Below are 12,875 nucleotides of genomic sequence, written 5' to 3'. Positions count from 1 at the left end.
GAATTACGACAGAGAATGAAAACGGGTGGCTATCGCTCATGGACAGGAATCGGCAAGTGAATAAAGTTGTACATTTCTTACTGACATTACTGGTCATGTTTGCAGCGTCGATCGCGCCTGCGCAGGCGCTATTGAAGGGCGGAACCTGGCAAGAGCTGAACTCGACGACCGGCGCGGTTAACGGCACCGCACCGCAGGCCGACGGCGCCATCATCCCCCTGTATCAGGGCAGTATACTGCTCGACCCTACCAAAACCCACGATATTGAATTCAGCGCCATGCCGCGCGATTTTAGCGCGGATGCTACCTCAACCTCGATGCGGGCGGTCAATTCCACCGATACCGAAGGCGATCTCTTTAGCGATCCGCCCACCATCGCCTGGGAAAACCGCCAGCCGCCAGCTATGGGGCTGGTATGGGCCGATGCCGCCACGCCCGATACGCCGCTCTCGCCGCAGCCGGTTCCGAACCTGACCTTTTGCGCCCAAAACCTCGCCGGGCGACAGCTGGTGGCCTGGGCGCAGGTGGAAGATGAAACCAACGTTCCCGCGCTGTGGCTCTTTACGAATACCGGGGTGCCGAATTATGCGACCATTCCGCTGTTAAGCCCGAAAGTGACGCTGAATATCAAACCAGCGGTGAGCGATCCTGTTTCTGTGAGCGGCGATCATGTCGATGCCAGTTTTGAAGCATCGAAAGTTAAGGTCGGAGAAAGTATTACTCTTACTGTCACCACCAAAGCGTGTGATGGCGAACCTGCGATCAATGCGCCGTTTGTGATCCGTCGCGAGGATGCAATAAATCGCCAGGGTGTGGTCAATAACGCTAACCCGGTGCGCGTTGGCAATACCGAGTTAACAACTGCGCAAACAGAATATCATGGTGTAACGGACGGGCAGGGCAACGCCACGGTGGTGGTAACGCAAGAGAACGGTCCGGGGGTAAAAACGCGACTTATCGTCTCTTCGCAAAACTATCCCACGCTGACCGACAATGTCGACGTCATTTTCACCACTATCACCAGTCCGGACAGCGATAAGGCCAATATGTACGGCCACATGATAGAGAGCGCTACCGCGACGCTGAACGGTATAACCTACACCTTCACCCGCCCGAAACTGCTGGCGGAAGCGAGCGGCGCGGATAGCCGCGTCGACGATACCAACGAAACCTGGGCGCAGTTTACCTGGAGCGGCGCCGATAACCACTGCAACATTCTGCCGGATGCCGAACAACTGGTGGCGTTCAGGCATGAGCACAGCACACTGGCGACGTACACCGGCTGGCCGGCGACGGACGATGCCGAATACTGGTCGTCGACCAAAGATCAGATGAGCGACTACCACGCTGCCGTACATATGAACAGCGCATCGGTCGTCAGGGCCGCCAACAGCGACACGCTGCTGGTCAGCTGCGTGGATAAAGCCCAGCCTGCGGCGCACCCGCAGATTACCCTTTCTCCGGTGGGGCCGTATAAAGCGCAGGTGGGGGACGAGATCAATCTGACGATGACCGTAGTCGACCGGGACACGCAAAAACCGCTGCCTTACCGTTATATGGAGCTGTTTATCGATCCGGCGACAAACCGCAAAGGGGAGCACCAGGACGCGTGGGATAACCAGCGGGTCACCGTCGATTCCGAAGGCATGAGCGCCTCCTCGCCGGAGCACTATACCGGCGTGACTGACGTCAACGGCCAGGCGCATCTGACGTTAAAACACAACAGCGGTATGGGGGTCGAAACGCCTATCCGCATCGTGATGCCGGACGATGAAGGCGGCAACGTCGAGCTGCCCTTTAGCGTGATTTTCACCGTGGTCACCAGCCCGGACGTGGACGGCGCCAACATGTGGGGCCATATGCGCGGCGTGGTGGATGCGGGCAACCTGTACAAACGTCCGCTGCTGGCGGTGGAGGCCAGCCATAAAGACGGCCAGTTCGACGAAAACAACGAACAGTGGGCGACATTTAACTCCGTGGCGTCGGCCACCGCGCAGTGCGGTACCGGCCAGGTGCCGGATCAGTCGTCGCTGGCGCATTTGTACAGCGAACATGCGGGCGGACAGATGGAAAGCGAGCACGGCTGGCCGACCGAAGATTATTTCATCGCCGCCGACAATGACGCCTCCGGGACGGTACACGTCAACCTCGAAAACGGCGATAGCGGCAAATTTACCGATACGCCGAACTACCTGACCTGCTCGGCCAACGAAATGGTGGCAGTGCTGGACGTCTACTTCAACGACGACCCGGTGATCAAAAACGCCGACGCCAAAGTGGGTGAACAGGTTAAGCTCAACATCCATTCGCGCAACGCCCTTAACGGCATGGCAATCGGCAATACCGACTTCACCATCACCATGGATAACGGCAGGCGGCGCGACGGGCTGACGACCGGTTTTACCGATACCAGCAACGGCGAGATGCAGTTTGACGGTGTCGGCTATATTGCCGGGCAGGTTTATCGGGGAGTTACCGACGCCAACGGCGATGCGACCATTATCCTCACCCAGGATAAGGGCGTGGGGTTACTGACGCCGTTAAACATCACGCCCGTCGATTCATTAATCAGCACGCCGATTTCCCGCAGCGTGAAGTTTACCGTCGCCACCAGCCCGGATACGGCAAAAGCCAAAATGTGGGGCCATATGGCCGACACGATTACCGTGGGCGACTGGACCTTTGAGCGCCCCAAACTGGCAGGTGAAGTGAGCAACCCGCTGCGTACCCAAGACGAGAGCAATGAGACCTGGACGCGTGTGGCCCACACCGACGCGGCGAGCAACCCGGAGGCGGGCGGCTGCGCGGCGAACCGCCTGCCGCGCATCGACCAGCTTGAGGCGCTGTATAACGCCAACAGCGGCGGCAAAATTAACGGCATTCAGGGCTGGCCAGTCTATCTGAACTACTGGTCGTCCACCTTCCAGAGCGCCAGCACGTGGAAACTGATTGCGCTGGCGAACGGCAGTGAATTTGCCAACAGCAACGTCTCGATTTACACCAGTTGCCTGGCCAGCGACAACCCGGTACCAGCCGCCATCACCATTGAACCGGTCGATCCGTCGCAGTGGTACGACGGCAGCGACGTGCATGCAGTCAAAGTGAAAAAGGGCGAGACGATGCAGCTCAAGGTGACGGTGAAGGACGCCAGCGGCAACCCGATCCCGGAAGCGCCGTTTGTACTCACTCGCGGCGACGGCTACGACCGCCGGGGCGAGAAGTATACCGCTCAGGACGGCGACGATCTGCAAGGCATCGTGACGCCCGTGGTGATCGACGGCGAATCGCTGGCCTGGACCACCACTAAAATGGGGTCGCTGACCGGCCCTGACGGCACCCGCATTATTAACGTTACCCGCCCGGACACCCACGGCACCCGCACCGCGATTAACGCGACGCTGTATGAAAATGCCGCCGTGAGCGCCAGCATCGACACCATCTTTACCGTCGTCACCAGCCCGGATGTCAGCGTCGCCCGCATGTGGGGGCATATGGCGCCGTCGCTGACGGCGGCGGATGGCGCGGTGTACCAGCGCCCGCTGCTGTTCGCTGAGCTGTCCAGTACGGACAATACTACGTCTAAGCAAGAAACCAACGAAACCTGGGCGGTTTTTCATGGGCCAGCCAGTGAAGGGGCAAATCCGGCCCGCTGCGCGGCGGGCTATTACCCTGCCGTTGAGGCGCTGGATTCGCTCTACAGCAAATACCCGAGCCGAACGATAAATACCGCCCAGGGCTGGCCGGTCTACTATTCTTACTGGAGCGGATCGAACTCGACGTCATTTTCCAGCGGGGCAAAAGTTGACTTCTATTACGTTGTCGATCTGGCTGATGGTTCGCGTCGGTCAGAAAACAGCTCGCCCAGCACTGCCTGGCAGTACCAAATTTGCGCTACGACGCCGATGCCGCAGGCCACGCTGATTACCCTCACCTCCCCGCAGGCGATGGATGACGCTATTCAGGCGGTGAAGGCGAAAAACAGCGAGTCGATCCCGCTGCTCATCACCACGACAGATGCGATGGGCAACCCGGTGCCTTATGCGACTTTTTCGCTTAAACGCGACGCCGGGACGCCGCGCAACGCCGACTATAAAAAATTTGTAGCCACTAACGGCACCAATATGACGGTAAAGCCGCTCGCCGGTGCGCAGCAACAGTTTTACTATGCCACATCGGTTCTGACCGGCGCCACCGGCGCGGACGGTACGCTGACTCTGACGCTTGCCGAACCCGGCGGCATAGGGTTGAAAAACGTGCTGACCGCGAGTCTGTACGATACGCCGACGGCGACCTCAACGCTGCCGGTGGTGTTCACCGTCCTCACCAGCCCGGACAGCGACAAGGCCAACATGTACGGCCATATGCCGGAGACCTTCACCGCCAGCAACGGTGCGGAGTTTAAGCGCCCGCTGGTGGTAGGCGAGCCCTCATCGGAGGCGCACACGGATACCTATTTCGAAACCAATGAATACTGGGTCATGGTGAATAGTTTTAATACCGGTAATTACGGCGGATGTCCGATGAACCAGATGGCTGCGATGGATGATTTCACGGCGCTGTACAACGATCACCCAGGCGGCAAGGTGGCGACCGATATTGGATTGCCCGTCGGGAAGCGGTGGTGGGCTGGCGATAGCCTGCTGAAAGGCTCAACCCTTTACTGGCAGTATAAAGATCTCAAGACGGGGAGAGACTACAGCATGTCGGAAAACCCGGGTAACTACTACTTACAACTCTGCCTGACAACATCGCGCAGCGGGCTGAATATCGCGCTCTCTTCTGACGCATGGAACGCCGATAAATCAGCGGCCGTGGCGAAAAAAGGCGAAACGATACCGATGACGGTAACGGTGACTAACGACGACGGGCAGCCGCAGGCCGGGGTGGCCGTACTGTTGACGCGTGAATACGCTTATTCGCGCGGTGAGGTGGATAAGCAATACATTGAACCAGGCGTGATTGGCGAGCCGGTTCCGTTTACAACTTCGCCGGCGAATATGATGCTGACGCCGATTTCACCTGTGGCGGGTACGGCAGTGGCGTTTAATAACCAGAATGGCCTCAGCACAAAATGGTCTGGCTTCACCGGCGATGACGGTAAGTTGCGGTTTACGTTAACTCAGGATAAATCGCTGGGGTTAAAAACGTCTGTCACGGCGGCGCTTGCGAATCAATTTGATGAGGCGGCGAGCGTGGATGCAATCTTTACGATACAAACCAGCCCGGACACGCCGTATGCGTCATACTGGGGTCATATGCCGGATACCGTGCAGGTGAACGGCGTTACGCTGCGCCGCCCGTATCTGAAAGCCGAGCTCTCTGCCATGCCCCGGGATACCTGGCCGTTTAATAATGAAATCTGGGGGTCGAACTATTATTATCAGTCCCAGCACGTGGAAACGTCGTTGACGCATCTTTGCGGATCGCAGGAAAATATAGCCTCGCTGGACGATCTGAAAGCGTTGCAGAGCGTTATCGGCACGTTGCAATGGCCGACGACATCGTCCTGGGATTATGTGTCGCAAGATGAAGGTCAAAGCAATAAGTACTACTGTTCATTTAACGAAACGACCGGCCAGACAACCTGTACTCGTGAAAAATCGGCTACCGCGGGCTTTGGCTCGTGCCGGGTGCCGTAGTGAATGGGGCCGGGAGCGCATTTGAATGTTGGGTGACGCTTTGCGTCGCCCAACCTGGGTATCCCTTGCGGCTGGCGTTGTTCCGGTAGCGATGCATTTTTACGTTTTTGTATTCATGGAATGAACTGCAACGAAATGGACCTTTCTCAGGTACGTCAGTGAAATCGAAAAAGTGTGTCGGTTTTTTATTCTGGCTGCTGCTATGCGCCCTCAGTTTAACGCCTTTCTTCGCGCAGGCCGTGCGAAGCAGCGGCGCATGGCAGGAACTCACTGAGCAAACTGCGGCTATTAACGGCACTCCGCCTCAGGCCGATAGTGTAACGATCCCGGTATATCAGGGTAGCGTTCAGTTGCGCTCTGATGCGGCGAATCCTGTAGCTCGTTAGGCTGGCCGACGCAGGGCTATCCCTGTTTATCTAAATCAACCTCGAGCGGCGGCATGTATTGCGGCGTGGATGAGAATACCAGGCAACAAAACTGCGCCATTAAGCCGGCAAGCACAGCAGGTTATGCGACGTGTGTGGAGTAACGTATTACGCATCTGGCGCTACCTATATACTCTAAATAATTCGAGTTGCAGGAAGGCGGCAAGCGAGCGAATCCCCGGGAGCTTACTAAAGTAAGTGACTGGGGTGAGGGAACGCAGCCGCAGCACATGCAACTTGAAGTATGACGAGTATATTTAAAATAACGCCAGGTGTCGCATGATAATTACCCCTTTTTGCTTCGCGCATCTATTTATCTCAATATATGAAATCATTAAATGATATTCACAATATAAATATATATAAAAGAGATGGATATATTTATATCAATTATAAATTAATCAAAAATTGACCCGATATTGAAATAGGCCTTGAAATTGGTTAATAATTTGGCTTTGATAATATATTGTTACAGGTGATTGCAATCATTCATAAAACCATATTTTTATCATTTATTATTTATCTCATTTATATACACCATTTAAAAGCTATTTACAGCCAATCAAAATCCAGTTTGCTTCGTGAACGTTATTAAAAGGAAATTTAAAAATTGAACAGGACCTACAGTATTGTCTGGAGCGCCGTGCGAAATATGTATGTTGTGGCTTCAGAACTGGCGCGAGGCCACAGCAAAGTTAAAGCGCAAGTATGCGTGAGTGAAACCCATTCCCCAAACAAAAAGTCCGAATATGGACAAATAATAAAAGCAACGCGCAATGTGCTGGCTTGCGCCGTGGCTGCGGCGCTCGGATTTTTCAGCCCGCTGGCCATGGCCGATAATCCGGTATCCTACATTGACGGAACCGAGCACGACTTGAGCACAGAAACGTCTCCAATTTCTTATTCAGGTACCGGCCAGGGTACAGCACTGTCTCTGGAAGGTCTGTCAACGGATAAGGGGGGCTGGCAGGCAACGTCGGGTACAGGCACGGATGTTGTGATTGAAACAGACGGCGGTGGAGACATCCTCTCAGGTAGTACTCGTGCGATCGGCACGGCGGTTTCGCTTAACAAAGGGGCGACGCTTAACCTTACCGACGCACAAATCACTACGACAGGAATCTACACTGCCGGCATCGATCTCAAAGAACAAAGTAGCATGACACTAACGGGGGGAATCATCCAGATCGGGGGGAACTATGGTGTCCTGACGCTCAATGGCGAGTCAAAAGCAACCTTGATAGGGACTGAGGTTAAGGCGACAACGGAAAATACCAGTGACTTAACATCGCAAGAAGGAAGTACGCTGAGAATTGAGGGCGGCAGCACAATCACGCTGACAAACGGCCAGGTGCGTGTGGTTGGCGATACGACATACAACACCTGGCTGGAGGTGGACGGTAGTGCAGTTAATTCCACGGGTACAGACAGTACTGTTATCGCGTCCAACAAGGGCGTTCTTGATATTACGAACTCTACCGTCACGCACGATAATGCCAAAGGCGCCGCCATTGAGGCCGCTAACGCCTCAACGGTGAATATTTCCGGCGACAATAAAAGCTCAATGTTCATTAAATCCGAAGGCATAGGCATTAAAAGCGCGAGATCTTCCGTCAACATTGACGGTGCCACCGTCGAAGCCAAAGGCGATGGCATTTTGATGACCACGGGAGGTAGCACCTTTTACAGCAATATCTCCGGGCTGACGGTCGAAAATGCGGACGTGACTTCATCAGACGCCGCCGCGCTGCACGTTGATAAAAACACGGTGATAGAAACGCCCATTACACTAACCGACAGCACATTGACCGGCCCAACGGCTATTAAACTGGATAATGCGGCAACCGTAGAGGCCAAAAACACAACGCTGAATGGCAACATTGAAGCGGGGAGCACAGTATCGGCCTTGTCGCTGGCCGAAAAATCCTCACTGCAAGGGAGCGTCAACGGCCTGAACAGTTCATTGTCGCTCGACGACACCAGCCAGTGGAACATGACCGACCCGTCAACCGTCGGCAACCTGACCAACAACGGCGGCATTACGCTGGGCAACGCGAGCGGTTCGACAGGTACGCTGCTGACGGTGGACAATACCCTGACTTTGCAGGACGACAGCCAGATAAACGCGACGTTGGATACCGCCAACAGCTCGCCAATTATCAAAGCCGCCAACGTCACGCTGGGCGGGACGCTGAACCTTAGCTCAACGGCCACCTTTGTCGCGCCCGAAACCGACGAACACTTTGGATCGATCACGCTGATTGATTCGCAAACCGCGATCACTACCGATTTTGACAGCGTAACGCTGGATGCCGACACTTCCGCTATGCCGGATTACCTTACGATCAACGCGGGCGTTGATGCGAATGATAATACCAACTACGAGTTGTCTACGGGCTTGAGTTGGTACGCGGGCGCAAATTCTGCGCGCGCTGCGCATGGCACTTTTACCGTTGATGCAGACAGTACCTTTACCGTCACCAGCGAACTGGACGAAACCACGGCTACCTCCAACTGGAACGGCAGCAAGCTAACCAAACAAGGCGACGGCACGCTGATCCTCAGCAACACCGGCAACGACTACGGCGACACCGTCATTGACGGCGGTATTCTGGCTGCCAAAGACGCCGCCTCGCTCGGCACTGGCGATGTGACGATTGCAGAAAGCGCAACGCTTGCGCTGAGCCAGGGCACGCTGGATAACAACGTGACCGGCGAGGGCCAAATTGTCAAAAGCGGTAGCGATGAGCTGATCGTGACCGGCGATAACAATTACTCCGGCGGCACCACTATTTCCGGCGGTACGCTGACGGCTGACCATGCGGATTCGTTGGGCAGCGGCGATATCGACAACAGCGGCGTGCTTAAGGTGGGCGAGGGCGAGCTGGAAAATACGCTTTCCGGCACTGGTTCGCTGGTGAAAACCGGTACGGGCGAACTGACGTTAAACGGCGATAACGATTACTCCGGCGGCACCACCATTGACGACGGTGTGCTGATTGCTGACAATGCGGATTCACTGGGCAGCGGCGATATCGACAACAGCGGCGTGCTTCAGGTCGGCGAGGGCGAGCTGAAAAATACGCTTTCCGGCACCGGTTCGCTGGTGAAAATCGGCACGGGCGAGCTGACGTTAAACGGCGATAACGATTACTCCGGCGGCACCACTATTTCCGACGGTACGCTGATTGCTAACCATGCGGATTCGCTGGGCACTGGCGCTATCGATAACAGCGGCGTGCTTCAGGTCGGCGAGGGCGAGCTGAAAAATACGCTTTCCGGCACCGGTTCGCTGGTGAAAATCGGCACGGGCGAGCTGACGTTAAACGGCGATAACGATTACTCCGGCGGCACCACTATTTCCGACGGCACGCTGATTGCCGCCAGCGTCAACGCGCTGGGCAGCGGCGATATCGACAACAGCGGCGTGCTTCAGGTTGGCGAGGGCGAGCTGAAAAATACGCTTTTCGGCAGCGGCTCGCTGGTGAAAACCGGTACGGGCGAGCTGACGTTAAGCGGCGATAACACTTACTCCGGCGGCACCACTATTTCCGGCGGTACGCTGATTGCCGCCAGCGTCAACGCGCTGGGCAGCGGCGATATCGACAACAGCGGCGTGCTTAAGGTTGGCGAGGGCGAGCTGAAAAATACGCTTTCCGGCAGCGGTTCGCTGGTGAAAACCGGTACGGGCGAGCTGACGTTAAGCGGGGACAACAACACTTACTCCGGCGATACCACCATCGCCGACGGCACGCTGATTGCCGCCAACGTCAACGCGCTGGGCAGCGGCAATATCGACAACAGCAGTACGCTGATGCTGGATGCCAACGGCGCATTCAAGCTTGCGAACATCACCACCCATAGCGGCGCCACGACCGCGCTGGCGGCGGGCAGCACCCTTTACGCGAGCCAGCTTACTCAGGAAAACGGCAGTACGTTAAGTATTGACCTCGGCGCGGCCACCGACGACGCCATGATTACCGCCGACAGCGTCACGCTGGGCGGCACGCTCAACATCAGCGGTATCGGCAACGTCACAGACAGCTGGACGCCTGAGGCATACACCTACACGCTGATTGACAGCGACAGCGCCATTACGAGCGATTTCGACGATCTGACCATTGCAGGGATGAACCGCGAAGATGTTGACTTCCTGACTATCGACGGAAAAGTCGATGAAACGGACAACACCAACTATGACCTGACGGCCTCCCTCTCCTGGTATGCGGACAGAGACAACGCCACTACCGACGCCCACGGCACCTTTACCCTGAGCGACCCTGACGGCAGCTTTAACGTTGCGGCTACACTGACAGACGTTGATGACACGCTGGATCCGGGTAGCAGATGGGACGGTAAATCGCTGACCAAAGAAGGCGCAGGCACGCTGATCCTCTCCGGCGACAACGACTACAGCGGCGGCACCACCATCAATGAAGGTACGCTGGTCGCCGCCAGTACGACGGCGCTGGGCACCGGTCTGGTAGACAATAACGCCACGCTGGTGCTGGACGTAGACGGTGAAGTCAGCGCGGTGGGCGGCATCACCACTCATAGCGGCGCGACGACCCAACTGGCGCTCGGCACCTCGTTGGATCTCGGCGACAGCGCGTTAATTCAGCAAGATGGCAGTACGCTGAACGTTGAGCTGAATAGTGACTCAGTGCAACCGCTGATCACCGGCGGCAGCGCCACGCTTGGCGGCGATTTGGTCGTCAGCGACGCCAGCCTGCAAGCGCGCGCCTCCGACGCGGAGTTCCAGTCCTTTAAACTGATGGATATGGACAGCGATATCAGCGGCGACTTTACCAGCCTGACGATGAACCTCATCGACAAGCCGGACTATCTGACCGTAACCGGGACAATCAATCCTGCAGATGCGTCAGAATATTTGCTTACTGAAGGGCTGAGCTGGAATGCGACCGCCACGTCAGCGACGCCAGCACACGGCACGTTTACCCTGAGCGCAGGCGACAGTTTTGAAGTCACCAGCGTACTGGGCGATAAAACCGGCAACGGCGATTGGGACGGTAAATCGCTAACCAAACTGGGCGCGGGTAAACTGACGCTGAGCGGCGCGAACACTTACACCGGCGATACTAACGTACAGGAAGGCACGCTGTGGCTGTCCGGAGACGGCTCGATTGGCGAGATGGGCAGCCAGCAGGCGGTGAACGTCGCCTCCGGGGCAACCTTCGGCGGCAGCAATGGTACGACCGTTAACGGTAAGGTGACCAACGAAGGGACGCTGGTCTTTGGCGACAGCGAGGAAACAGGCGCCATCTTCACCCTCAATGGCGATCTGATCAACATGGGGACAATGACCAGCGGTAGCAGCTCCAGCACGCCTGGCAATACGCTTTATGTTGATGGCAATTACACCGGCAACGGCGGCTCGCTTTACCTGAATACCGTCCTGGGCGACGATGATTCGGCGACCGATAAGTTGGTGATTACCGGCGATGCCTCCGGCACCACCGATCTGTACATCAACGGCATCGGCGATGGAGCACAGACCACTAACGGTATCGAAGTGGTGGATGTTGGCGGCGTATCGACCAGCGATGCGTTTGAGCTAAAAAATGAGGTTAACGCCGGTCTCTATACCTACCGTCTGTACTGGAATGAAAGTGACAACGACTGGTATCTGGCGTCAAAAGCACAGTCTGATGATGACGACAGCGGCGGTGATGACACGCCTTCGGATGGCGGTGACGATGGCGGTAATGTCACGCCTCCGGACGATGGCGGCGATGGCGGTAATGTCACGCCTCCGGACGACGGCGGCGACGGCGGCGATGTCACGCCTCCGGACGATGGCGGCGATGTCGCACCGCAGTACCGTGCGGATATCGGCGCGTACATGGGCAACCAGTGGATGGCGCGCAACCTGCAAATGCAGACCCTCTATGACCGCGAGGGCAGCCAGTATCGTAATGCCGATGGCAGCGTATGGGCGCGCTTCAAAGCGGGTAAAGCGGAATCCGAGGCTGTCAGCGGCAATATCGATATGGACAGCAACTACTCCCAGTTCCAGCTAGGCGGCGACATTCTGGCCTGGGGTAACGGCCAGCAGAGCGTTACCGTTGGCGTCATGGCGAGCTACATCAACGCCGATACCGACAGCACCGGTAACCGTGGCGCAGACGGTAGCCAGTTCACCAGTAGCGCCAACGTAGACGGCTACAACCTCGGTGTCTATGCCACCTGGTTTGCCGATGCCCAAACGCATAGCGGCGCGTATGTCGACAGCTGGTACCAATATGGTTTCTACAACAACAGCGTAGAGAGCGGTGATGCGGGTTCTGAATCTTACGATTCAACCGCTAACGCCGTCTCGCTGGAAACCGGTTATCGCTACGATATTGCGCTTAGCAACGGTAATACTGTCAGTCTGACGCCGCAGGCGCAGGTTGTCTGGCAGAATTACTCAGCGGATAGCGTGAAAGATAACTACGGCACCCGGATCGATGGTCAGGATGGCGACAGTTGGACAACGCGTCTGGGTCTGCGTGTTGACGGCAAGCTGTACAAAGGCAGCCGTACGGTTATCCAGCCGTTTGCTGAAGCTAACTGGCTGCACACCAGCGATGATGTGTCGGTATCGTTTGATGATGCCACGGTGAAACAGGATCTTCCGGCTAACCGTGCGGAGCTGAAAGTGGGTCTGCAGGCAGATATCGATAAGCAGTGGAGCGTTCGCGCTCAGGTTGCCGGGCAGACTGGCAGCAATGATTTTGGCGATCTGAACGGTAGCCTGAATCTGCGCTATAACTGGTAAGTTAGACAAAACCGGGCGGGCGTTCCCTGC

2 protein-coding genes and 1 pseudogene are annotated in these 12,875 nt (G+C 56.4%); all 3 read left to right on the top strand.

What is annotated here, in order from left to right; all coding sequences use genetic code 11:
- Window positions 1-38: 38 nt before the first annotated feature.
- The 3 genes and pseudogenes from ratA to shdA all read left to right on the top strand — a co-directional run bounded on the left by ratA (window position 39) and on the right by shdA (window position 12,845).
- Complete coding sequence (gene ratA / locus ABVN44_RS16960; RefSeq protein ID WP_072065490.1) at window positions 39-5,639, top strand: DUF823/DUF824 repeat adhesin RatA; 5,601 nt, start codon at window positions 39-41, stop codon at window positions 5,637-5,639.
- Window positions 5,640-5,797: 158 nt separating this feature from the next.
- A pseudogene (locus ABVN44_RS16955) lies at window positions 5,798-6,016 on the top strand (hypothetical protein); the annotation flags it as partial.
- A 658-nt stretch (window positions 6,017-6,674) separates the two neighbouring features.
- The gene (gene shdA / locus ABVN44_RS16950; RefSeq protein ID WP_063054194.1) at window positions 6,675-12,845 is read left to right on the top strand and encodes a fibronectin-binding autotransporter adhesin ShdA; all 6,171 of its coding nucleotides are present in this window, start codon (window positions 6,675-6,677) and stop codon (window positions 12,843-12,845) included.
- Window positions 12,846-12,875 lie beyond the last annotated feature (30 nt).

This window comes from Salmonella sp. SJTUF15570 (assembly GCF_043357055.1).
GTDB classification, from domain to species: Bacteria; Pseudomonadota; Gammaproteobacteria; order Enterobacterales; family Enterobacteriaceae; genus Salmonella; species Salmonella enterica.
This window is presented reverse-complemented; position numbering and strand designations above follow the sequence as displayed.

Coding starts and splice junctions, on each gene's coding strand:
- ratA (WP_072065490.1), top strand. CDS start 39: ATGGACAGGAATCGGCAAGTGAATAAAGTTGTACATTTCTTACTGACA.